The organism is Pseudomonas vranovensis, assembly GCF_040438935.1.
GTDB classification, from domain to species: domain Bacteria; phylum Pseudomonadota; class Gammaproteobacteria; order Pseudomonadales; family Pseudomonadaceae; genus Aquipseudomonas; species Aquipseudomonas vranovensis.
In genome coordinates, this window is sequence record NZ_CP159259.1 from 77,670 (window position 1) to 101,326 (window position 23,657).

Genomic DNA, 23,657 nt, shown 5'->3' on the forward strand with positions numbered 1-23,657 from the left:
TAGTGGTCGGTAGTCAGGCAAGGCCGTGGCGCTGTTTCCAGTCGCCCGGGTACACCACATAACCGAACAGCGCGTGGCCTGCATACACCAGCTCCGTGCCTTCGGGAATCCACAGCACCTGGCCTGGCGACGCGCGATGCACCTCGCCGTTGGCCCGGAGTTCAAAGCACCCTTCAATCACAAAAATCACTTCGTCGTAGAGCACCGTCCAGGCCACTTCGGCGCCTTCCCAACGGGCAAAGCCGATGCCCAGGTTTGGCGACACTTCATTGCTGATGGCGCGCGCTACCGACGCGCCGCCAGGCGGGCCGCCCCGGTGGACAAAGTCCAGGTCCCGGTGATCGACCAGACGCACCGGGCCTTTGCCGCTGGGTACGCGGCTCATACTTCGCTCCTGCTGTTGAACGCCGCCCAGCGGATCCGGGTGCGCACACCCATGCCCAGGAACGGCTCAGGTGGATTGCGCGAGGGCATGCCGGTCACTGCGCGGATGTCGCTCAATTGCCTGGAGTCCGCACCCACCGCCATGTCGGCCAGCAGCGTGCCGGAAATGGTGCCCCAGGCCGCGCCCACGCCGTTGTCGCAGGCGGTGGCGTAAACACCGTCATCGAGCTGGCCGAAGTAGTTGGTGAAGTTGCGCGAGATCGCATAGACCCCGCCCCAGGTATGGGTGAACGGCACCTGGGCCAGTTGCGGATAGCGCGCCTCGAAGGCCTTGCGATGGTCCTCGCGAATCTTGTTGCGGCTAGCATCGGTGATGCTGCGACCGTAGCGAGGAACGTGCTTGTAGGTATTGCGGATGATCAGGCGCCGGTCCTGGGTCATGCGTACGGTGGTACCGGCGTGGTCGGCAGGGGTGAGGCCCCAGTCGGCCTGGGCGCCAACCGTCGCCATTTCTGCGTCGCTCAGTGGGCGCGTCCAGCTGGCGAACGTCATCACCGGCAGGAGTCGGTTGCGCAGGTAGCCGAACTCCTGGGTGAAGATGCTGGTGCCCAGCAATACCTGCGGGCTCCGGATCAGACCGTTGTCGCCACGCAGCAGCCACTTGCCGCTGGGGTCTTTCTGGAGTGTGCGGATCGGCGATTCTTCAAGCACTTCGACGTTGCCAGGTAGCGACTCACCCAGGCCACGTACCAGTGCGGCGGGTTGCATCAGGAAGCAACCGGGCGTGTAGATGGCGCGGCTGTAGTAGCGGCTACCGAGTACGCCGGCCAGTTCGTCACGCCCGACCACGCGATAGGGCTCGCCCAGGTCGGCCATCAGTTTTTCGAAGTGATCCAGATAACCCTGGCCACGCTCTCCCACCGCGCCCTGGTATTTGCCCGCATGGGACCACTGGCATTCGATGCCGTGACGGCCGATCAACGTTTGCAGTTGGTCGATGGCTGAGCGGTTCAGGCCCAGCAGGCGCTGTTTGTGCTGTGGATCGGGATGTTCGAGGGCGAATTTGTGCGGCAGGTCGATGACAAAACCCGAGTTGCGCCCGGAAGCGCCGTAGGCTATTCGCTGGGCATCTACCAGAATGATGCGCGCCTGCGGCAGGTGCTCGGCCAGGCGCCGCGCGGCGGAAAGTCCGGCAAAGCCGGCGCCGATCACCACATAGTCGGCGTTCTGTTCGCCACTCAGGCGTTTGCTTGGCGCCGGTTCAGGCAGCGCGGCATACCAGCCGCAGCTGCGGTCATCGTGAGGCAGATTGACGATACTGTTCATGGTTTGGCCTCAGGCCACATTTTGTTGGGTGTCCTGGCAGCTTTGCAGCCAGGTATTTCGTTGCAGTTGTGCCTGACGACCGAGCAGCACGAACCCGCGCAGGGCACCGGCGTGGTCGTGGAACGCCGCACTCAAGCCATCGCTGGTTGCATCGCAGCGCCATTGGCCTTCGCAGCCACCCGGGGGGGGCAGCAGGCACAAGGGGGCGACCGGGGTTTTCACGGTCACCGGCGCCAGGGGGTAGTGGGCAGCGGTCGGTTGGCCCAGCAAGGTCTTGCCCAGGGCACGAATGCCTTCGTTGATCGGGGCCAGGTAGGGCAACAACTGGCCGTTGATCTCGACGCAGTCGCCCAGGGCGTAGATGCCCGGTTGCGAAGTCTGTAGTTGTGCATCGACCTTGATCCCGCGGCCGCAGTCCAGGCCGGCTTCCAGCGCCAGCTCAAGATTGGGACGCAGGCCCACTGCACTGAGCACCAGGTCAGCACCGACGACTTGACCGTCGGCCAGGGTCAATTGGTAGCCATCGCTGTTGCGCTCGATGCGCTGCAAGGTAGTGCGCAGGTTCCACTGCACGCCCACCCCCGACAGTGCCTGCTGCAAGTGCTGGCCGGCAGCCTCGGGCAGCAGGCGCTCCATGGGCCAGGCACCCAGGCCGATCACCCGCACCTGATAGCCATTGCTTGCCAGGTCGTTGGCGAACTCGCAGCCAATCAACCCGTCGCCAAGAATGGCCACGCTGCGTACACCTTCAAGGCGTTGGCGGAATGCCTGGTAATCCTGCAGGTTGTTGACGCTGAGCAGTGCCTCGGCGCAGCCCTCGATGGGCAACCGCACGGCAGAGGCACCACTGGCCAGCACCAGTTGGCCGTACTCCATTTCGCCGAGGCTGGTGTACAGGCGTCGCGCCTGGGCGTCGATACGTTCGACCCTGCAGCCGGTATAGATACGAATACCCAGTCGCTGCTCGATGGCCAGCGGGCTTTCGGTGGCCAGGGCGGCGGCAGTGCGCCCCTGTGCCAGGGCGATCGACAAGGCAGGCTTGGAGTAGATATGCCCCGATTCTTGGGTCAGTACGCGAATCTCCAACTGCGGGTCGGCCTTGCGCAGGGCTTGTGCCAGGCCGTAGCCGGCATGGCCGCTGCCGATGATGACTACCGGTTGTGCCGGGCGGGCTGCGGCCACAGGCTGGGCCTGAATGACCGGCGCCGCCGTCACGGCTGCAATCGGGGTGCTGAGTTCGATCATTTCAAAGTCGGCCTTGCCGACCTTGCACTCAGGGCACAGCCAGTCTTCGGGCACATCCTCCCAGCGGGTGCCGGGGGCAATGCCGTCGTCGGGCCAGCCTTTGGCCTCGTCGTAAATCAGGCCACAGATGATGCAGAGCCAGGTTTTCATCGCACTACCTCCTCACTCGCCCTTGATACGCACGGCCAGGTTTTTGGTCCTGACGTAGCTGTAGAGCGCCTCCTGGCCTTTTTCCCTTCCGAATCCCGAGAGCCCGACACCGCCAAACGGCGTTTCGATGCCACCGGCATACCATTCGTTGACGAACACTTGCCCTGCGCACAGGCGCCGTGCGCAGCGCAGGGCGCGATTGAGGTCCTGGGTGAACACACCGGCCACCAGTCCGAACACGGTGCCGTTGGCAATGGCAACGGCTTCGTCTTCGCTGTCGAACGGGATCACTGCCAGTACCGGGCCGAACACTTCGGTCTGGGCAATTTCCATGTCCGGGGTTACATCGCGCAGTACCGTCGGCGCCATGTAGTGCCCGCGCAAGCCAGAGATCGCCTCGCCGCCGGTCGCGACAACCGCGCCTTCCTGTTGGGCACGTCGGCACAGGGCCTCGATACCCTCGAGCTGGCCGGCGGAGATCACCGGTGTATGGTCCGGGTTGTCCTGGCCCAGGCCGACGCTCAACCCCTCAGCCATCGCCACGACATCAGCGACGACGTCGTCGTAGACCGAGCGATGCACCAGCAGGCGCGACATGGCTGAGCACACCTGGCCGGCGTTGAAGAAGATGCCGCTTTTCACGCTGTTGATCAGTTGCTCGCGATCGGCATCCGGGAACACCAGCGCGGCCGATTTGCCGCCCAGCTCCATCACACTTGGAATGGCGTGTTCGGCGGCAGTGCGCAGGATGCTCTGGCCGGTGCCGACGGAGCCGGTGAAGACAATTTGATCGACGTCGCGATGCCCGGCCAGGTAGGCACCCACTTCCCGGCCACGGCCGCAGATCAGGTTGACCGCACCCTGTGGCAGGCCGGCGCTCTCGATGGCCTGCATCAGCACGCAAAGCCCCAGTGGCGAGAGTTCCGGCGACTTGATCACTACCGCGTTGCCTGCCGCCAGGGCAGGGGCCAGGGAGCGGGCGCAGATCGACACCGGGAAGTTCCACGGCACGATCTGCAGCGACACGCCCATGGGGTCGTAGACGGTGAAGTCCATGTAGCCGTCGCCCAGGGGAATCGACTTGCCCTCGATCTTGTCGGCCATGCCGGCGTAGTACTCGAAGTAGCGCGCGGCCTCGACGAACTCGTCACGGGCATCGCGCAAGCTCTTGCCGTTTTCCTGGCACAGTACCCAGGCGCCTTCTTCGGTGAGCGCACGAATCTGCGCGGCAATTTCAAGCAACCAGGTCACCCGTTGCGCAGGACGAACACGGGTCAGCGCGCTGCTGTCGGCACAGCGCCGGGCGGCCTGCAGGGCGCGTTCGGCGTCGGTCACGCTGGCCTGGGCGATGGTCGCCACAGGGTCGGCGGTGCCAGGGTTGTGGATGGTCAGGTGCTGCTCGCTGTCGGTCCATTGGCCGTCGATGAAGTTCAGCCAGTGCGGGGATATCGAATGCATGGTGATCACCTCAGGCGCGCTGTGCGCAGTCGAGCAACTGACGGGCAGCCCACTTGTGGAAGTAGTGGGTTGGCAGGTCCATTTCGGGCGAGAACGCCCCACCGCTGTAGCCAGGGGACAGGCGGCCTTTCTGCATGCCTTCGACCGAAGCGATGTCTTCGGCGAACACCACGCGCCAGGACTCCATCACTGCTTTGCGCGAGGCGTCGTAGTGGCTGTCGAGCGCTTCATCACCCACATAAAACAGGCGCAGGTGCTCAATGGTTTTACCGGGCGCCACAGGCTCCAGCATCATGGCGAAGGCATGGTCGGCCTGGATGCCCAGCAGCACGTTGGGGAAGAATGCCACGTACTCGGCAGTGCGCAGGCGGTCTTGTGGCCAGGAGGGGAAGATTGGCAAATGGGTACCGGCAACGGCCGAGAGGTTGTAGGCGTGGCTGCCCTGGCCGGCAAATTCCTCGAACATGATGTTGTAGTGGTCTTCCAGGCGCGAGTAGCTGTTCAGGCTCGGATGTACCCATGGCAAGTGGTAGGCCTCGCAGTAGTTCTCGACCGCCAGTTTCCAATTGCAGTTGACCTCGATGCTCATGGCGCCGCTGTTGGCTTCACGGCGCAACAGGCTCATGCCATCGGTGCCCAGGAACTGGGTCCAGCGCTCTGTCAGCGGCTTGAGTTGCTCTTCAAGGGCTGGCGCGTCGCCCGACAGGTTGATGAACACCATGTCCATCCAGATCGTGGTGCGCAGTGCTTTCAGGCCATGTTTCTCGCAGGCAAAACGCTCGTCTTTGTGCTGATTGATTCCGCCGACGTGCGGTGTGCCTTTAAGGCCACCGTTCAAGTCGTAGGTCCAGGAGTGGTAGGGGCAGCGGATCACCCCCTGCACTTCACCCGCCTGTTGCACCAATTTCACGCCGCGGTGGCTGCAGACGTTATGGAACACCTGCACCAGACCTTCACGGTTGCGCATCATCAGCAGCGGCAGGCCCATGAAGTCCACAGGCTTTACGTAGCTGTTGGTTGGCAGGTCGCTGGCAAAACCGATACAGGCCCAGTTGCGCCCCAGTACTTCATCGCGCTCGAGCTGGAAATAGCGCTGGTCGGTATAGAACTCGTTGGTCAGGCCATGGGCTTCATGGATAGGCGCCAGAACGGTTTCCAGGGCGTGGACGGGAATAAGGCGGGAATCAGTCGATACGGTCATTTTTGTTTTCTCTTGTTAGATGCACGGCAGGCAATGCCTTGATGCCTGGCGCCAGTTTCAGCAAGAGAAGGAGGGCTCGACAAACGATTTATTTCAGTTCGATTTATCAGTTTTTATCATTAATGATTTATTCGAGGGTGACGGGAATGGCGGAGGAATAGTTGATGAATGGTCAATATCGAGACTTTTCAGATTAATGATTTTTGGTAATTAATTGATGACAAGAAATAGTTTGTCGAAGTGCCGGTAGTTCTCCCATTTTGTTAGGGCCCAAGGGAGCGTGCCGCGCCTTGGGCCTACGGGAAGACCGCCGCCATGGATCTGGCACCTGCCTGTGGCAGCGGTTCTACCCAGCCGTGAAATAAAACCCTTGAACAAAAACAATAGGGGATAACCAATGCGTGCCGAATCTGGCCTGCTCAAAGGCCTCAATCCCACCGTGACGATATGGTCGTTGCTGGCCGTAGTACTCTTCGTGCTGTTTTGCGCCCTGTTCGCAGAACACGCCGCCGCTGCCTTTCAACATGCCTCCGACTTCATCCTGCAGAACTTCAAATGGTTCTACCTGATCTCGGTCACCGGCGTGCTGGGGCTGCTGTTTTACCTCATGTGCAGCAAGTTCGGGCACATCAAGTTAGGGCGTGACGACGACAAGCCCGAGTTCAGCTTCGGCTCCTGGATCGCCATGTTGTTCAGTGGTGGCATGGGCATCGGGTTGATTTTCTGGTCGGTTGCAGAGCCCATGTGGCATTACGCGGGCAACCCCTTCGCCACGGGCCTCACCGACGAAGCGGCGACTACCGCCATGCGCATCACGTTGTTCCACTGGGGCCTTCATCCGTGGGCAATCTTTACCATCGTGGGGCTTGGCCTGGCGTATTTTGCCTACCGCAAGGGCCTGCCGCTGAGCATGCGCTCGATCCTCTACCCGCTGATCGGTGAGCGCATCTACGGGCCTATTGGTCATGTAGTCGACATCGTTGCAGTAGTGATCACCGCATTCGGTGTTTCCCAGTCGCTGGGCTTGGGTGTGGTGCAGATGAATACCGGATTGAGCCAGGTGTTCGACCTGCCTATCAGCCTGGGGGTGCAAATCACCCTGATCGTGCTCATTACTCTGGTGACCACCGTATCGGTGATGGCTGGTGTGTCGCGGGGCATGAAGCGCCTGTCGGAATGGAACATGCTGCTGTCGGTGGTGCTGGTGGTGTTGATCCTGCTGCTGGGGCCGACCCGCTACATTCTCAACCTGATGCTGGAAAGCACCGGTGACTATGCCCAGCACATCGTCGGTTTGAGCTTCTGGAGCGATACTCAGAAGGACAGCGGCTGGCAGAACTGGTGGACGGCCTTCTACTGGCCGTGGTGGATGACCTGGGGGCCGTTCGTGGGCCTTTTCATCGCCCGGATCTCCAAGGGCCGTACCATTCGCGAGCTGATTGCCGGCGCGCTATTGGTACCGACCCTGGTGACCATTATCTGGATGTCGGTGTTCGGTGGGGCTGCACTCAAGACCGAGCAGGTCGACCGCCAGCACCATGAACAACTGGTAGCCAGCGGTGAACTGCAGGGTGACAAGGCCAAGTTCGAAGGCGGTACGGTATTGCTGGCGACCAAACAGGAAACCACCGCTGCCATGTTCACCCTGCTGCACAAGATCGACGCAGGTACGTTGGGCAAGGTGTTGAGCGTGCTGGTCTGTATTCTGCTGGCGACGTACTTCATCACCTCGGCCGACTCCGGCACCCAGGTTCTGTGTACATTGAACTCCATGGGCAGTGCCAACCCGCCGCAAAGTATCCGTCTGCTCTGGTGCATCCTGGAGGGTGCCATCGCAACGGCCCTGCTGATGGCAGGCGGGCTCAAGGCGATTCAGATGGCGAGTATCGCGGCGGGCTTGCCGATTGCGGGGTTCATCCTGCTGATCAGTTACACACTGATGCGCAGCTTGCGCCAGGAGATGGCTGATGGGCTGCTTGATACACCGCCGGGTGGGCGCCTGCCTGTCCCCGGGATTCTTCCGCAAGGCATCACGCCGGTGGCTGGATCGCTGGCCGGCGGGGGGCTTGATATGGGGCTGACAGCGAAGAAAGCCAGCTGACTTCAACCTGGCCTGGAAAACACAAGACCGACAGCCTACAGCTGTCGGTCTTGTGTTTTGGGCGGACTATTTCTGTACCGAAGGCTGGGCCATCAACCAATCCCGGAACAGCCGCACGCTTTCACGAGGGCCACGTTCGGTGGGGGACTCCAGCAGGCAGAACTTGGCGTCAGTCTGCAGCACCACATCGTTGGGTTTGACCAGCGCCCCGGTGCTCAACGCATCGTCCACCAGGTTGCCCCAGGCCAGCGCCACGCCCTGCCCACTGATCGCCGACTGGATCAGCATGCTGTAGCTGTTGATGTTGACGCGATGCTTGGGCGTCATGGGCTCGTACCCCAGGCGCTTGAACCACTCGGGCCAACCTACCCAGTCGCGCTGGGAGTCTTCAAGCCACAGCCAGGTACAGCCAGACAACCCCTCGATGCTGCTCAGTTGCGGATGCCTGGCCAGATAGCCGGGGCTGCACACCAGGAAGATTTCTTCCGAGAACAGTGGCGTCACGGCCATGTCCTTGGGCGGAGGGTTGCAGTAATACAGCGCCAGATCACTGTCGAGCCTGGAATAATCCTTCACATGGTCGTGGGCGATGATCCGCAGATCGATGTCTTCATGGGCGTTCTGGAATTCCGACACCTTGGGCAGCAACCACAGCGAAGCCATGGCGGTACTGGTGGCCACGGTGACTTGCTGGTTGCCTTGCCACTGGCGTATCTCACCGGTGGCGCGGGCCAGGTGCAGCATGCATTCACGCACCGTTTCGTAGTACTGAGCGCCGGTGGGGGTGAGGGTCATGGTGCGGGTAGTGCGAGTGAACAAGGCCTTGCCCAGGTAGTCCTCCAGCAGGCGAACCTGACGGCTGATTGCACCCTGGGTGACGTTCAATTCCTTGGCAGCAAGGGTAAAGCTCAAGTGACGGGCTGCAGACTCAAACGCATGCAGGCTGTTGAGCGGCGGAAGAGGCTGGATTTTCACGGTTTTGGGGTCCACTCATTCTTATTATCAGCGGCTCTATAGTAATGATCTGGCCGGCCCATGGGGCGCTGACCGGATGAAATAATTCCGGCTCGCCCAATGGGAGTGGTGGTCTTGAACTACCAGGCTATTGCCAGGTGGGAGTAGCGCGCTTGTACAGATTCTGTGGGCGCGGGACTTGCCCGCGATCGGCCGCACGGCGGCCGTAGACCTGACCCTATCTGATTCGTGATTGATCGCGGGGCAAGCCCGTTCCTACCAGCCGAACAGCTCGCAGGCATTGCGCGTACTGATCTGCGCCAACTGCTCCACCTCGATCCCGATCACCTGCGCAAGCGCTTCGGCGATCTGTGGCAGATGCGCCGGGCTGTTACGTACGCCGGGGAACATCGCCGGGGCCATGTCGGGTGAATCGGTCTCCAGCACCAGGCTGTCCAGTGGCAACTGTGGCAATACCTTGTGCAGGCGCAGTGCCTGGGGCCAGGTCGCCGCGCCGCCCAGGCCAAGCTTGAAGCCAAGCTTGTGGTACTCGCGCGCCTCTTCGAAACTGCCGGCAAAGGCATGGATGATGCCGCCACGCGCCAGTTTGTAGCGCTTGAGGGTGGCAATGACCGCCGCATGGCTGCGCCGCACGTGCAGCAGGGCAGGCAGGTTGAAGTCCACCGCCAGTTGCAGTTGTGCTTCAAACAGCCGCTGCTGACGCTCGCGGTCGAGCTCGGGCAAGTAGTAGTCCAGGCCGAATTCGCCCACGGCGCACAGCTGGCGCTCACCGCGCAGGCGGCTCAGCCAGTCGCCCAGTTCACGCACGTGCGCCGGGCGATGCTGGTCGAGGTACACCGGGTGCAGGCCGAAGGCGGCGTGCAGGCTGGGATCGCTGCTCACCAGGTCCCATACCCGCTGCCAGTTGTCCTGATGCACCCCCAGCACCACCATTTTCTCGACACCTACTGCCCGAGCATTGGCCAGCAAGGCCGGGCGGTCGTGGTCGAAGTCTGGAAAGTCCAGATGGGTGTGGGTGTCGATCAGGCGCATGCTCAGCCCTTGGTGATCCGCTGCTTGAAGGTTCGACCGATGGCGTGAACGCCAGGTTCATAGCGTTTCTGCTCGACGGCGGCCAGGGCCAGTTCCAGGGCCGTTTCGGCAATCTGGCCATGTTGCTGGGCCATGGCGTTGACCGGCAGTGGCAGGAAGTCGAGCAACTGGTTGTCACCGAAGGTACCCAGGTGCAGGTGGCGCGAGCCGGCAGGACGGGCCTGCAACACGTCGAATACACCCTGCAGCAGTACGTAGGAGGTGGTCACCAGCGCGTCCGGCAGGCCGCCCAGTTCGGCGAGCAGTTCGTTCATCAGGCGCTGGCCGCATTCACGGCTGAACGCTTCGCCCTGATAGCGGCTGATCGTGCCGCCAAAGCCTTGCAGCGCTTCGTCAAAACCACCGGCTCGGGCCTGGCTGACACTCAGCTCCGGGCGAGCGCCGATCAGGGCAATGTGTTTGGGGGCGGTGTCGAGCAGGCTGCGGGTCAGTTGCAAGCTGGCATTGCGATCATCACTGACCACCGAGCAGAAATGCGCCGGGTCCAGGGCACGGTCGATGGCGATGATCGGCAAGCCCTTGGCTTGCAGTTGGCGATAGCTGTCGTCACCGGCCGGCAGGCAGCTGGCCACGAACAGCGCATCGCAACGGCGAGCACGGAACAGCTGCTGCAGCTGGCGTTCGCTCTCGGGCTGGTCGTCACTGCTGGCAATCAGCAGTTGATAACCCTTGGCCCGGGCGCCTTGTTCCAGTTGCTTGGCAATGCGCGCGTAGCTGGGGTTTTCCAGGTCCGGGAGAATGAACCCCAGGGTCTTGGTGTGCCGGCTGCGCAAGCCGGCGGCTTGTGGGTTGGGGGTAAAGCCATGGGCCTCGACCACCGCACGCACACGTTCCACCGTGCTGTTGCTGATGCGTTGCTGTTCGGCCTTGCCGTTGATGACGTAGCTGGCCGTGGTCACGGACACACCAGCCAGACGGGCGATATCGCTGAGTTTCACCGCATTTTCCTTGTTATTACCGCGACTGTTTGCACAGCCTGACCGGGAATTGTCGCCGATCCAGTGGTTTCGGCGCAGACGACCATTGTCGCAATTGTCCGACAAGATGGGGCTTCATTGATCGAAGATTATCGAGTAACGTGCTCACAATTACAGATTAATCGTTTCAGCAGGCGAATTTTCTGCCCAACCTACGCCTGCGCAGGGCCCTGAGCAACTGGCCCTATGCTGAAAAATTCACAACAATACCTCAGCACCGGCCTGGTGCTGCAAAGGAGAAGGTCATGCTCGAGCTCACTGTAGAGCAGATATCCATCGCCCAGTCGGCTGTGGATAAGTCGGTGGCACTGCAGCTTCTGGCCGAGCGCCTGGTCAGTGACGGCCTGGTTGCCGAGGGCTACCTGGCCGGTCTGCAAGCGCGCGAGGCGCAGGGTTCGACCTTCCTCGGGCAAGGTATTGCAATCCCCCACGGCACCCCCGAAACCCGCGACCTGGTGTTCACTACCGGCGTGCGCCTGTTGCAGTTCCCCGACGGAGTGGACTGGGGCGACGGCCAGCGGGTGTACCTGGCCATCGGCATTGCCGCACGCTCCGATGAGCACTTGCGCTTGCTGCAACTGCTCACCCGCGCCCTGGGCGAAACTGACTTGGCCGAGGCGCTGCGCCGGGCAAGTTCGGCCGAAGCCTTGCTGAAACTGCTGCAAGGGGCGCCCCAGGAATTGGCGCTGGATGCGCAGATGATTGGCCTGGGTGTACCGGCTGAGGATTTTGACGAACTGGTGTGGCGCGCTGCCCGCCTGCTACACCGCGCCGAGTGCGTAAGCGGAGCATTTGCCGGGGTGCTGCAGCAGGTCGAGCCGCTGCCATTGGGCGAAGGCCTGTGGTGGCTGCACAGCGAGCGGGCGGTGCGGCAACCGGGCCTGGCCTTTGTTACCCCGCAGCAGCCGCTGCGTTATCGCGACCAACCGGTGCAGGGCCTGTTCTGCCTGGCCAGCCTGGGCGCGGCCCACCAGGCGTTGCTCGAGCGCTTGTGTGCGCTGTTGATCGAAGGCCGTGGCCAGGCGCTGTGTCGCGCCACCAGTAGCCGCGCAGTGCTTGAAGTGCTCGGTGGCGACGTGCCGGCCGACTGGCCCAGCGCACGCATTGGCCTGGCCAATGCCCATGGCTTGCATGCGCGCCCGGCCAAAGAGCTGGCGCAACTGGCCAAGGCGTTCGAGGGCGAAATTCGCTTGCGTCTGGTCGACAGCGGTGAGCCCGCTGTATCGGCCAAGAGCCTGAGCAAGCTGCTCAGCCTCGGTGCCCGCCGTGGGCAGGTGCTTGAGGTTATCGCTGAACCGAGTGTGGCCGCTGATGCGTTGCCCGCCTTGCTGGCGGCCATCGAAGCGGGCCTGGGTGAGGACGTCGAGCCGCTCGCCAAGGGGGTGTCGCAGGCCGCGCCCGAGCTGCTGCCCGAACCGGTGCTGCAGGCGCCTGAAACGGGCGCCGTCATCCAGGGTGTGGCCGCTGCCCCCGGGATCGCCAGTGGCCCGGCACATGTTCAGGTAGTGCGCGATTTCGACTACCCGTTGCGCGGTGAATCCCTGCCGGTCGAGCGCCAGCGCTTGCAGCAGGCACTGGCGACGGTCAATGCCGAGATCGAGGCGCTGATACAGCGCAGCCAGGCCAAGGCCATCGGCGAGATCTTCATCACCCATCAGGAAATGCTTGCCGACCCGGACCTGGGCGACGAAGTCGACCAGCGCCTGCGCCAGGGCGAAAGTGCCCCGGCGGCGTGGATGGCAGTGATCGACGCGGCAGCGCGCCAGCAGGAATCGTTGCACGACGCTTTGCTCGCCGAACGCGCCGCCGACCTGCGTGACATTGGCCGTCGGGTGCTGGCGCAATTGTGTGGCGAGGCCGACGTGGCCGCGCCCGAGCAACCCTATGTACTGGTGATGGAGGAGGTCGGCCCGTCGGATGTGGCACGCCTTGACCCGACCCGGGTCGCCGGCATCCTCACCGCGCGCGGTGGCGCCACTGCCCACAGCGCCATCGTCGCTCGTGCCCTGGGCATTCCGGCGGTCGTCGGGGCGGGCGATGGGGTGTTGCTGATTGCCTCGGGTACGCCGCTGCTGCTCGACGGGCAACGGGGCCGCCTGCAAGTGGCGCCACCTGCCGATGAGTTGCAGCGCGCCCTGGTCGAACGCGACCGCCGTGAGCAACGTTTGCACAGGGCCCGTGAGCGTCGCCTGGAACCAGCGGTTACCCGTGACGGCCACGCCATCGAAGTATTCGCCAACATCGGCGAAAGCAAAGGTATCGATGCAGTGGTCGACCAGGGCGCCGAAGGCATCGGCCTGCTGCGCACCGAACTGATTTTCATGGCCCATCAGCAATTGCCCGACGAAGCCCAGCAGGAGGCCGAGTACCGCCGTGTGCTCGATGGCCTGGGCGGCCGTCCGCTGGTGGTGCGTACCCTGGATGTGGGCGGTGACAAGCCGCTGCCGTATTGGCCGATCGCCAAGGAAGAAAACCCGTTTCTCGGCGTGCGTGGCATTCGCTTGACCCTGCAGCGTCCGCAGGTGATGGAAAGCCAGCTGCGCGCCTTGCTGCGCGCTGCCGAGGATCGCCCGGTACGGATCATGTTCCCCATGGTTGGCCAGCTCGAAGAGTGGCAACAGGCGCGGGCCATGGTTGAGCGCCTGCGTGAAGACATCAGCGTCAGCGACCTGCAACTGGGGATCATGATCGAAGTGCCGTCGGCGGCCTTGCTGGCCCCGGTACTGGCCCGCGAAGTGGACTTTTTCAGTATCGGCACCAATGACCTCACGCAGTACACCCTGGCTATCGACCGTGGTCACCCGAGCCTTTCGGCCCAGGCCGACGGCCTGCATCCGGCGGTGCTGCAACTGATCGACATTACCGTGCGCGCCGCCCATGCCCATGGCAAATGGGTGGGCGTGTGCGGCGAGCTGGCCGCCGACCCGCAGGCGGTGGCCGTGTTGCTGGGCCTGGGCGTCGATGAGCTGAGCGTTGCGGCGCGCAGCATCCCCGAGGTCAAGGCGCAGGTGCGCGAATTGAATTTTGAACACACCCGGCAGTTGGCTCGGCAAGCCTTGCTGCAGGGTAGTGCCAGCGCCGTCCGTGCGCTGGTGGAGAGCAACTGAATGGCCAAGATCCTTACCCTGACCCTCAACCCGGCGCTGGACCTGACCGTCAGCCTCGATGCCCTGCAGTGCGGCGCCGTCAACCGCAGCCAGGCCCAGCACAGCCACCCTGCCGGCAAGGGTCTGAACGTGGCCCAGGTGCTGGCTGACCTCGGCCACAGCGTGACCGTCGGCGGCTTTCTGGGTGAAGACAACCTGCAGCCCTTCGAACAGCTGATCGCTCAGCGTGGCTTTGCCGATTGCTTCGTGCGGGTGCCGGGCGAGACCCGCTGCAACATCAAGCTGGTCGAGGCCGATGGCCGCGTCACCGACATCAATGGCCCCGGCCCGCAGGTGGAGGAACAGGCCCGTGAGCAACTGCTGGCCAGGCTTGCACAGATCGCTCCTGGCCATGAGGCGGTTGTGGTGGCTGGCAGCCTGCCACGGGGCGTCAGTGGGCAGTGGTTGCAGCAGTTGCTTGCCCAGCTCAAGGCCATGGGCCTGAAAGTTGCCCTGGACAGCAGCGGTGAAGCCCTGGGAGCAGGGCTCAAAAGCGCGCCCTGGTTGGTCAAGCCCAACACCGATGAGTTGGGTGAAGTGCTCGACAGCCCCGTACACAGCTTTGCCGAACAGCAGGCCGCTGCCCGCCTGTTGATCGCTCAGGGTGTCGAGCATGTGGTGGTGTCCCAGGGCGAGCAGGGGGTCAACTGGTTCAGCCGCGATTTCGCACTGGGCGCATCGCCGCCTGAGGTAAAGGTGGCGAGTACGGTGGGAGCGGGCGACTCGTTGTTGGCGGGGATGGTTCATGGCCTGCTGAATGGCGACACGTCGGCACAGACCTTGCGCCGGGCCACGGCGATCGCCGCCCAGGCGGTGACCCAGATCGGCTTTGGTATCAACGACCGGGCTCAGTTGGCGCAACTGGAACAGGGTGTTCAGCTGCGTGAAGAACAACAAGAGGGTTGCAGATGAATATTGCCATCGTCACCGCCTGCCCCAACGGCCAGGTCTCCAGTGTGCTCAGTGCGCGCCTGCTGGAAGCTGCCGCGCAGCGCCTGGGCTGGAGCACCAGCGTTGAAATTCATGATCCGCAGCGCCCCCAGGGACAACTGTCCGAGGCGGTGATTGCCGCGGCCGACTGGGTGCTGGTGGTCAACACCGGGCCGCTGGATCTACGCCGTTTTGCTGGCAAGCGTCTGCTGCAGAGCACCCCGGCCAAGGCCTTGGCCGATCCCCAGCAGTTTTTGCGCGAGGCGGCGCAAAAGGCCGAGGTCCATGAGCCGGTTGCCGAAGTACAGCCTGTCGCCCCGGCGGGTAGCGCCAGGATCGTAGCCATCACCGCCTGCCCGACAGGCGTCGCCCACACCTTCATGGCCGCCGAGGCCTTGCAGCAGGCGGCCCAGCAATTGGGCCATGAGTTGACGGTTGAAACCCAGGGTTCGGTGGGGGCGCGCAACCCGTTATCAGCGGCGGCCATCGCCGAGGCCGACGTGGTGCTGCTGGCGGCCGACATCGAGGTGCCCACCGCACGCTTTGCCGGCAAGCGCATCTATCGCTGCGGCACGGGCGTAGCCCTCAAGCAGGCCCAGGCCACATTGAACAAGGCCTTGGCCGAAGGTCGCGAAGAATCATCGGTTCCGGGCGCTGCTGCCAGCCCGGCCAACGGCGACAAAACCGGGGTGTACAAACACCTGCTCACGGGCGTTTCGTTCATGCTGCCGATGGTGGTCGCGGGCGGCTTGCTGATTGCCTTGTCGTTCGTGTTCGGCATCGAAGCGTTCAAGGAACCCGGCACCTTGCCGGCTGCCCTCATGCAGATTGGTGGCGAAGCCGCCTTCAAACTCATGGTGCCGCTGTTGGCTGGTTACATCGCCTACTCGATTGCCGATCGGCCAGGGCTGGCGCCGGGCATGATCGGTGGCCTGCTGGCCAGCACCCTGGGTGCCGGTTTTATCGGTGGCATCGTTGCAGGTTTCCTGGCCGGCTACAGCGCCAAGGCCATAAGCCGCTGGGTACGCTTGCCCATGAGCCTCGATGCCCTCAAGCCGATCCTGATCATCCCCTTGCTGGCCAGCCTGTTCACCGGACTGGTGATGATCTATGTGGTGGGCAAACCCGTGGCCGGGATGCTCGAAGCACTGACCCACTTTCTCGACAGCATGGGCACCACCAATGCGATTCTGCTCGGCGTGTTGCTGGGCGGGATGATGTGCGTGGACCTGGGCGGGCCGATCAACAAGGCGGCCTATGCGTTTTCGGTGGGGCTACTGGCATCCCAGAGCTACGCGCCGATGGCCGCGACCATGGCCGCGGGCATGGTGCCGCCGATCGGCCTGGGCATTGCCAGCTTCATCGCCCGGCGCAAATTCGCCCAGAGCGAGCGCGAAGCGGGCAAGGCGGCGTTTGTGCTGGGCTTGTGTTTCATCTCCGAAGGCGCCATTCCCTTTGCTGCCAAGGATCCGCTGCGGGTGATACCGGCGAGTGTTGCCGGTGGTGCATTGACCGGGGCGTTGTCGATGTACTTTGGCTGCAAGCTGATGGCACCCCATGGGGGGCTGTTCGTCATGCTTATCCCCAACGCGATCAACCATGCCTTGCTGTACCTGTTGGCGATCCTGGCGGGCAGCCTGCTGACGGCGGTGGTATATGCCGTGCTCAAGCGCAGCGAAGGGGTGGAGCTGGCGGTGCAGCCGGTCAAGGCCTGATCTGACAGAGGGCCCAACGCTCCGTAGCCGCTGCCGCCAGGCTGCGATCGACTGCAACGCAGTCGCAATGCAGGCGCCGATCGCGGCCTGACGACAGCGGCTACGGTCAGGTTTTATCCCAGCATCAACCGGGCTGTCGACGGTCAGGTGATTACCTGCGGTGCTTCTTGCGCAGCGGCACCAGCAGTTCGCCCAGGCCGTTATGGTCGATCTCGTGCATCAAGGCCAGCAATCCCCCCAGTTCACCCTTGGGAAACCCCTGGCGGGCGAACCAGGCCAGGTAATGCCCTGGCAGGTCGGCAATCAGCCTGCCCTGGTATTTACCAAAGGGCATTTCGCGGGTCACCAGCAAAACGAGCAGTTCAGGATTCATCGAGCGGGGTTCTGAAAGGAAAGGGCCGACCATACATGCAATCTGCATGAAGGCCAAAGGACAGTTCATGCAGAACGCTTGGGCCTGGAACGTTCAATTAATCGCAAGCTATTGAAAGTAATGGAAATATTTTTTGATGAAGCGCTGGCACGAACACTGCTCCGTATCCCTGCATCTTTCTTCCATGCAAAGGAGTCGTGTCATGACCAGCCCCAACAAAGACGTTATCTCGGTGCTCAATGAACTGATCGAGTTCAGCAAGGATGGCGAGAAGGGTTTCAAAACCTCTGCTGAAGATGTGAAGAACCCCGAGCTCAGAACCTACTTCCTGCAGCGCGCCGGTGAATGCGGTACTGCAGCCTCCGAGCTTCAGCACCAGGTTCGCGCGCTGGGCGGTGATCCGGAAACGTCCACCAGCGTCAGCGGCGACCTGCACCGTGGCTGGGTCAACCTCAAGTCGATGCTGACCGGCAAGGATGAAGAAGCGGTGCTCAACGAGGTGGAGCGCGGCGAGGATCACGCCCTGAAGGCCTACAAGGATGCCCTGGAAAAACTCACCAAGCTGACCATGGCCCCGGGCAGTGAGGTGTATGCCCTGGTCGAACGTCAGTACCACGGTGTGCAGCGCAATCATGACCAGGTCAAGGCACTGCGCAATAGCGCCCGGGCGCGCTCTTAAGTCGCGGTCTCTACCCGGTTGCGGCCATTGCGCTTGGCGCAGTAGAGCGCATCGTCGGCACAGCCCAGCAAGGTCGCCAGATCTTGCTGGGCACCTGGCGTGTAGCAGCCGATACCGATGCTGACGGTCACCGGCACGCAGTCATCACCGAATGGCGGCAGCGTCTCGACAGTGCTGCGGATGCGCTCGGCCAGGGTCTGGGCACCATGGCGTTCGGTCTCAGGCAAGACCACCAGAAACTCCTCGCCACCATAGCGCGCAGCCAGGTCTGCCGGACGGCGGATGCTGCGGCCGATGGCGGCAGCCACTTCGCGCAAGGCTTCGTCACCGCCCGGGTGGCCATGACGCTCGTTGAACGCCTTGAAGTGATCGACATCCACCATCAACACCGCCAACGGGCGGTGATTGCGTTGGGCCCGTGCCCATTCGCGGCGCAGGACCTGATCGAGCTGGCGGCGGTTGGCAAGGCCGGTGAGGCTGTCGGTGGCGGCCAATTCGGCCAGGTCCTGTTCGGCGCTGTGACGACGGCGCAGCTCGCGGCCCAGCAGTAAGGTCAGCCAGAGAATGCCGATGCACAGCACGCCGGTGGCGCAACTGACCAGTAATGCAGTGCGCCGCCAGGAGGCAAAGATCTCGTCTGCCGAGCGTGCCACCACCACGATCAGGGGCAGCTCGGCCACCCGAGCGAAGGTGTAGAGCTTGGCCTTGCCACTGCTGCCGGAATGGCCTGCAAAGCTGCCTTTGCCATCGGCCAGCAGCCGTTTGAAGTTGGGGCGATCGGAGAAGTTGGCACCGATCAGCGGGTCGTCCGGGTTGCTCGATTGGCGGGCCAGCAGTACACCGTCGGTGTTCAGCAGGTTGATGCTGCTGTCGCGGCCGATGTCCAGGCGTGTGAACAGGTCGGTGAAGTACGACAGCCGCATGGCGCCGGCGGCCACACCGAGGAACTCGCCGTTGGCGCCGGAAATGCGTCGGCTGAAGCTGATGCACCAGTTCAAGCTGCCTAGCCGCGCTTTGAACGGCGGGCTGATTACCAGCCCCGTGTCGGGGCTCTGGCGATGGGCCTGGAACACGTTGCTGTCGGCGAATTTGGCCTGGCGTGGCACCACGCTGGTGGAGTCGGCGGCCACATTGCCCTGGGCGTCGAGCAACAGGATGTCGCCGCGTACCGGCGTGGTGAAGGCCTGGTTGAAGTAGACCTGCTGGCGCAGTTCGGCAGGAAGCGTTTGCAGGTGCGGCTGCTTCGCCGCCTGGATCAGGCCGAGCAATGACAGGTCGTAGAGTTCGACGTTGCGCACGATGTCGCTTTCGATCAACTGCACAATGTTGCTTGCCGAGCGTGCGGCGCTCAGTTCGATGTTGCTGCGCTCACGCATTACCAGGTAGCTGACAATGGCTACGATGGCGAGCACCGCAAGGCAACTGCCCAGGTTCAGGATCAGCTCCGGATGAGACTTGTACAGGGCAGATCGCTGGGATCGGTTGGGCAAAGTCATGGGCGCTGCAGCGGAAGACCGTCAGAGGAGTCGCGGCGTGGTTACGCGGCGGCGGTATTCTAGGTGCGGCTGGATTGCCGAACAAGAGCCTGATGGCTGCCAACCGACGGAACGGGCTGGCTTGTGCCAGCCCTTGCAGGAGGGAGATCAGAAGATATTCAGCGGGTAGTCGACGATCACCCGGTACTCGTCGACGTCGTTGTCGATCTGTGAGTAACCCTGGCTGCCCCGGTGGCTGGCCCAGCGCAGCAGCACCGACAGATCCTTCAGGCTGCCTTCCTGGAACACGTACTGCACATCGAAGTCACGTTCCCAGTGCTGGGCATTCTTGCCCTCGGGGTTGTACCAGTGCTCACCGTAGCCAACGCTGTTGGAATCGACCTTGGTCAAGTCCAGCTCGCCGCGCGAGTAGGAGATGACCGACGTCAGGCCGGGAATGCCCTGGCCTGCGAAGTCATAGGCGTACTTGAGTTTCCACGAGCGCTCGTTCGGGCCGTTGAAGTCCGAGTACATCTGCGAGTTGTCGAGGAAAACGCTGTCACCCTGGTTGATGTAGTCGAACGGGGTGTTGCCGTTGACCCGCTGGTACACCGCGGTGAGGCTGTTGTAGCCGACGTTGACGGTGAAGTGCAGGCTGTAGGTGTTGTTGTCGATATGGCCCAGCAAAGCCTGGCCGGTGTCCTGGGTGTGGTAGTAGTGCAGGCCAGGGTTCAGGCTCACCAGGTCGCTCAGCTGCCAGGTGTAGTCGAGGTCGAAGTAGTACTGGTTCCAGATGTCCTTGAGCTCGGCGGCATACAGGCTGGATGTCAGGTTCGGCACGCCGCTCCAGGCCATCCCGGCCCAGTTCAGGTGACGGCTTTCGCGGTCATCCGGCAGGGCGCCGTAGAAGGTGTCGATACGGCGATGGCCGCTCTGGTTGTACGGCTTGGTGAAACTGGCCTGGCCGGCTTCGAGCATCAGGCCATCGAAGCTGTTGTTGGTCAGGCTGACGCCGCGAAAGGTCTGCGGCAGCATGCGCGACTCACCGCCGGCGATCACCGGGTTGGTCAGGAACAGGTCGCCGGCCTTGAGCTCGGTGTCGAATGCCTTGAGCTTGACCGCAGCGCCTGCGGTGGAGAATGAATCAGGCGCCTTGCCGGGCTCGCCATCGCCCTGGGTGTTGATCGGCAGGATGCTGGAGCCGGAAGTGCCGGCACCGCCATCGAGCTTCAGGCCGAGCATGGCATGGGCGTCGAGGCCGAAACCGACCGTGCCCTGGGTGTAGCCGGACTCGAACTTGCCGAGAAAGCCCTGACCCCATTCCCGATTGTCATTCACGCCACGGTTCAACTGATTGCGGTTGAGGTAGTAGTTGCGTGCATGCACGTTCAGGCTCGACCCTTCGATGAAGCCTTCGGCCTGATCCTCATTGGCCTGGGCGTTGAAGGGGATCGTTGCAGTCAATGCAACGAACAGGGGGGTGAAGCGTAAAGCAGTGTTCACCGGTATGGACTCCTTGAGGTGAAGGTAAGGCAATTTTTATTGTGCGAAACACGATCTTCTTATGAATAAACGGGCCGGCTCACTGGCACTTTTCGACACGCCAAAAAAAGCCGCTGCAAGGCAGCGGCTTTGAAAGACAACCGCACGGGCGCTCAAGTCACCTGTGCGGGCATCATGGGAATGGACGGATGAAACGAGGGGGCGATCAGCTGTCGGCAGCGTCACTCGAAGAAACCTTGGAAGCGGTCTGTTCTGCGGGCTTTGTCGACTGTCCCTGCTCGGCGGCGAAGGCCTGGCGAGCTTGATCGTGGACGGCGGCACGGGCAGCGTTTTGCGCAACGAACGCCTGGGATTCTTCGGCCATGGCCAGGGGCGACAATAACAGGGAAGACAGGGCGAATACGCTGGCAATACCCATACTGTTGGACATTTGCAACAACCTTCTTGCGGAGCAAGTGTTAAGTAGGTCCGAGTAAATTAGTCGGAAATGCCCGCGGGAAACAGTTACTTTTTCGAGAAGTACTATTGCGTCAAAGGTAATAGTTGTAGATCGAAAAAAGTAAGCAAAAAATCTCGCCCCACCAGGGGCTCTTCACTGCGCCCCGTGTCCCCTCACTGCGGTGTCGCTACGTGGCATTGCGAGCTACGCGTTGCAGGCAACGCTTTGCATCTTCGGCAGTCGTCGAAGGCGCTGCGCGCTAGCCCCTCCACGACACCTCCGTTCGGCCCTTCTGGTCAACAGGGCGGGTAGATCAAGATCAAGCGCACAATTGGCGACGCTCTTGCTGTGCGCGGCGCTTGTGGGAGCCGGGCTTGCCGGCGATCGACCGCGCAGCGGTCGTGGTTCAAGACAGTTGCTCCCACAAGTACGGTGTGAGGCAGTTCCCGGCGATGTTACAGCGGCAGCAGGATACCGAAAGTATTGGCCCCCGCCTGGCTGCGCACGAACACGCTGCCGCCATGCATCAGGGCAATGGCCTTGACGATGGCCAGTCCCAGGCCATGGTTGCCGCCACCGCTGGTACGGGCGGCGTCGACGCGGTAGAAGCGCTCGAACAGCATGGGCAAGTGCTCCTGGTCGATCGCAGGGCCCGGGTTGCTCACGGCAATGCTGATCTGCCCGTCCTGCTGTTCGATGCGCACCTGGATCACCTGCCCGGGCGAGGTGTGTTGCACGGCGTTGTTCAGCAGGTTGATCAGCGCCCGGCGCAAGTGGGCCTTCTCGACCGGGGCCTGGGCATCGCCGCTGACCTGGACCGTGACCTGGGCGTCTTCAAGGATGTAGTCCAGGTAGTCGAGGGTTGCCGCCACTTCTTCGGCCAGCGAGCTCATGGTCAAGGCAGTGGCCTTGCTGCCCTGGTCGGCGCTGGCCAGAAACAGCATGTCGTTGATGATGGTGCGCAGGCGTTCAAGTTCTTCCAGGTTCGATTGCAGCACTTCAAAGTAGTGCTCGGCACTGCGCCCGCGGGTGAGGGCAACCTGGGTCTGGCCGATCAGGTTGGTCAGCGGCGAGCGCAGCTCATGGGCGACGTCGGCATTGAACGCCTCGAGGCGCGTATAGGCCTGGTCGACGCGCTCCAGGGTCGAATTGAAGGCACTGGCAAATTGCGCCAGCTCCGGTGGCAGGTCCGCTTGCTGCAGTCGACCGCTCAGGCGTGGCGGTGCAAGTTTCTGCGCTTCGGCCGAGAGCGTGCGCAGTGGTTTGAGCCCCACTCGTGCCACCCAGTAGCCAAGCAACGAGGCCAGCAATACGCCGAACACCGACAAGCTGATGATCGCCACCAGCAGGGTGTGCTGGGTCTGCCAGAAGGCTTCGGTGTCGATGGCGATCAGAAAGCGCAGCGGTGGGCGATTGCCCATGCCCGGCAGTTCGCTGACCAGCACTTTGTACGGGTAGGGGATGCTGGCCAGGCGCAGGTCGCGCATGCCCACCGGACCTTCGGCGAAGGCACGCACGTGGGCATCGGGGTGACCGTACTCGAACGGGCTGTTGCCGCTGACCACCCAGAAGCGAATGCGCCGGTCTTCTTCGCTGAGCAGGTTGAGCTTGTTGGTGATCTTCACCCAGTGCTCGCGGGTGTCGTAGCGGGTCAAGGACGACTCCAGCACGCTGAAGCGGGCCTCCAGTTCCGCCGCCGGCAGCAGGTCGAGGCTGCGGTCTACCTGCTTGTACAGGGCGGTGCCAATCACCAGGAACACGCTCAGGGCCACCAGGGTGAACAAGGCGCTCAGGCGCAGGGCGACAGAGTTAGTCGGCACGGTTTTCCAGAACATAGCCCATGCCTCGGATGGTGTGCAGCAGCTTGGTTTCAAAGGGGCCGTCGAGCTTGGCCCGCAAACGCTTGATCGCGACTTCCACGACATTGGCGTCGCTGTCGAAATTGATATCCCAGACCAGCTCGGCAATCGCGGTCTTGGAGAGGATCTCGCCATGACGGCGGGCCAGCACGCTGAGCAGCGAGAACTCCTTGGCGGTCAGGTCCAGGCGTTGGCCGGCGCGACTGGCCTTGCGGCTGAGCAGGTCGACCCAGAGGTCGGCGACCTGGATCTGTACCGGCTCCTGGTTGCCGGTGCGGCGGGTCAGGGCCTGCAGGCGGGCAACCAGTTCAAGGAAGGAAAACGGCTTGCCCAGGTAGTCGTCGGCTCCTTCGCGCAGGCCGTGGATGCGGTCTTCCACCCGTTCGCGAGCGGTCAGCATGATCACCGGCGTCTGCTTGCGTGCCCGCAGGGCACGCAGCACGCCGTAACCGTCCAGGCCCGGGAGCATGACATCGAGCACGATTACTGCGTAGTCACCTTCAAGGGCCATGTGCAGGCCATCGATGCCGTCGCGGGCCAAGTCCACGGTAAAGCCTTGTTCGGTGAGACCGCGGTGCAGGTAGTCGGCGGTCTTTTCTTCGTCTTCGATAATCAGCACACGCATGATC

The 23,657-nt window shown here is 62.7% G+C and carries 19 protein-coding genes and 1 pseudogene; 5 read left to right on the top strand and 15 right to left on the bottom strand.

The genetic code is table 11. From position 1 onward, the window contains the following. Positions 1 to 13 precede the first annotated feature (13 nt). From ABVN19_RS00430 to ABVN19_RS00455, 6 genes and pseudogenes are all read right to left on the bottom strand, one after another. The gene (locus ABVN19_RS00430; RefSeq protein WP_105642625.1) at positions 14 to 385 is read right to left on the bottom strand and encodes an ethanolamine utilization protein EutQ; all 372 of its coding nucleotides are present in this window, start codon (positions 383 to 385) and stop codon (positions 14 to 16) included. Continuing rightward, complete coding sequence (locus ABVN19_RS00435; protein WP_028944657.1) at positions 382 to 1,710, bottom strand: FAD-binding oxidoreductase; 1,329 nt, start codon at positions 1,708 to 1,710, stop codon at positions 382 to 384. The genes ABVN19_RS00430 and ABVN19_RS00435 overlap by 4 nt, the downstream gene beginning before the upstream one ends. 9 nt (positions 1,711 to 1,719) lie before the next feature. Continuing rightward, positions 1,720 to 2,955, bottom strand: a complete 1,236-nt coding sequence (locus ABVN19_RS00440; RefSeq protein WP_245219091.1) for an FAD-dependent oxidoreductase — start codon at positions 2,953 to 2,955, stop codon at positions 1,720 to 1,722. After that, positions 2,944 to 3,105, bottom strand: a pseudogene (locus ABVN19_RS00445) (rubredoxin); the annotation flags it as partial. The gene ABVN19_RS00440 and the pseudogene ABVN19_RS00445, both read right to left, overlap by 12 nt. Positions 3,106 to 3,117: 12 nt before the next feature. Further along, positions 3,118 to 4,563 carry an aldehyde dehydrogenase family protein gene (locus ABVN19_RS00450; protein WP_105642624.1) on the bottom strand — a complete coding sequence of 482 codons (1,446 nt, stop codon included), beginning with the start codon at positions 4,561 to 4,563 and terminating at the stop codon, positions 3,118 to 3,120. A 10-nt stretch (positions 4,564 to 4,573) separates the two neighbouring features. Beyond that, the gene (locus ABVN19_RS00455) at positions 4,574 to 5,764 is read right to left on the bottom strand and encodes an aromatic ring-hydroxylating dioxygenase subunit alpha (RefSeq protein ID WP_028944660.1); all 1,191 of its coding nucleotides are present in this window, start codon (positions 5,762 to 5,764) and stop codon (positions 4,574 to 4,576) included. 397 nt (positions 5,765 to 6,161) lie between these two features. On the opposite strand from ABVN19_RS00455, the gene ABVN19_RS00460 reads away from it, so the two are divergent. Next, positions 6,162 to 7,865 (top strand): BCCT family transporter, encoded by a 1,704-nt coding sequence (locus tag ABVN19_RS00460; RefSeq protein ID WP_028944661.1) that lies wholly within the window; start codon positions 6,162 to 6,164, stop codon positions 7,863 to 7,865. 66 nt (positions 7,866 to 7,931) lie between these two features. On the opposite strand, the gene ABVN19_RS00465 is transcribed toward ABVN19_RS00460, so the two are convergent. From ABVN19_RS00465 to cra, 3 genes are all read right to left on the bottom strand, one after another. Then, positions 7,932 to 8,840 (bottom strand): LysR substrate-binding domain-containing protein, encoded by a 909-nt coding sequence (locus tag ABVN19_RS00465; RefSeq protein ID WP_028944662.1) that lies wholly within the window; start codon positions 8,838 to 8,840, stop codon positions 7,932 to 7,934. A 255-nt stretch (positions 8,841 to 9,095) separates the two neighbouring features. Further along, entirely contained in the window at positions 9,096 to 9,872 is a 777-nt protein-coding gene (locus ABVN19_RS00470; protein ID WP_028944663.1) for a TatD family hydrolase, read from the bottom strand. Positions 9,873 to 9,874: 2 nt separating this feature from the next. Then, positions 9,875 to 10,870, bottom strand: a complete 996-nt coding sequence (gene cra / locus ABVN19_RS00475; protein WP_028944664.1) for a catabolite repressor/activator — start codon at positions 10,868 to 10,870, stop codon at positions 9,875 to 9,877. Between the two features lie 284 nt (positions 10,871 to 11,154). Between cra and ptsP the strand changes: the two genes are divergently transcribed. Genes ptsP through ABVN19_RS00490 form a run of 3 tightly spaced genes read left to right on the top strand, consistent with a single transcriptional unit; the run spans position 11,155 to position 16,700 of the window. After that, the gene (gene ptsP / locus ABVN19_RS00480; protein WP_105642623.1) at positions 11,155 to 14,016 is read left to right on the top strand and encodes a phosphoenolpyruvate--protein phosphotransferase; all 2,862 of its coding nucleotides are present in this window, start codon (positions 11,155 to 11,157) and stop codon (positions 14,014 to 14,016) included. After that, positions 14,017 to 14,967 (top strand): 1-phosphofructokinase, encoded by a 951-nt coding sequence (gene pfkB / locus ABVN19_RS00485; RefSeq protein ID WP_028944666.1) that lies wholly within the window; start codon positions 14,017 to 14,019, stop codon positions 14,965 to 14,967. Next, positions 14,964 to 16,700, top strand: coding sequence for a PTS fructose-like transporter subunit IIB (locus ABVN19_RS00490; protein ID WP_105642622.1), 1,737 nt, complete (start codon positions 14,964 to 14,966; stop codon positions 16,698 to 16,700). Before pfkB ends, ABVN19_RS00490 begins: the two co-directional genes overlap by 4 nt. Before the next feature lie 151 nt (positions 16,701 to 16,851). On the opposite strand, the gene ABVN19_RS00495 is transcribed toward ABVN19_RS00490, so the two are convergent. After that, entirely contained in the window at positions 16,852 to 17,073 is a 222-nt protein-coding gene (locus tag ABVN19_RS00495) for a DUF3820 family protein (protein WP_028944668.1), read from the bottom strand. Between the two features lie 202 nt (positions 17,074 to 17,275). Between ABVN19_RS00495 and ABVN19_RS00500 the strand changes: the two genes are divergently transcribed. Next, positions 17,276 to 17,752 carry a PA2169 family four-helix-bundle protein gene (locus tag ABVN19_RS00500; RefSeq protein ID WP_028944669.1) on the top strand — a complete coding sequence of 159 codons (477 nt, stop codon included), beginning with the start codon at positions 17,276 to 17,278 and terminating at the stop codon, positions 17,750 to 17,752. Here ABVN19_RS00500 and ABVN19_RS00505 read toward each other — a convergent pair. The 5 genes from ABVN19_RS00505 to ABVN19_RS00525 all read right to left on the bottom strand — a co-directional run bounded on the left by ABVN19_RS00505 (position 17,749) and on the right by ABVN19_RS00525 (position 23,653). Next, entirely contained in the window at positions 17,749 to 19,242 is a 1,494-nt protein-coding gene (locus tag ABVN19_RS00505) for a sensor domain-containing diguanylate cyclase (RefSeq protein WP_028944670.1), read from the bottom strand. The genes ABVN19_RS00500 and ABVN19_RS00505 overlap by 4 nt on opposite strands. 153 nt (positions 19,243 to 19,395) lie before the next feature. After that, complete coding sequence (locus tag ABVN19_RS00510) at positions 19,396 to 20,730, bottom strand: OprD family porin (protein WP_105642621.1); 1,335 nt, start codon at positions 20,728 to 20,730, stop codon at positions 19,396 to 19,398. 205 nt (positions 20,731 to 20,935) lie between these two features. Beyond that, positions 20,936 to 21,160: a hypothetical protein gene (locus tag ABVN19_RS00515; protein WP_028944672.1), complete on the bottom strand. Its 225-nt coding sequence runs from the start codon at positions 21,158 to 21,160 to the stop codon at positions 20,936 to 20,938. A gap of 464 nt (positions 21,161 to 21,624) precedes the next feature. Further along, on the bottom strand, positions 21,625 to 23,004 hold the full coding sequence (locus tag ABVN19_RS00520; RefSeq protein WP_028944673.1) for a heavy metal sensor histidine kinase: 1,380 nt from the start codon (positions 23,002 to 23,004) through the stop codon (positions 21,625 to 21,627). Next, on the bottom strand, positions 22,979 to 23,653 hold the full coding sequence (locus ABVN19_RS00525) for a heavy metal response regulator transcription factor (protein ID WP_028944674.1): 675 nt from the start codon (positions 23,651 to 23,653) through the stop codon (positions 22,979 to 22,981). Before ABVN19_RS00525 ends, ABVN19_RS00520 begins: the two co-directional genes overlap by 26 nt. Positions 23,654 to 23,657: the final 4 nt, after the last annotated feature.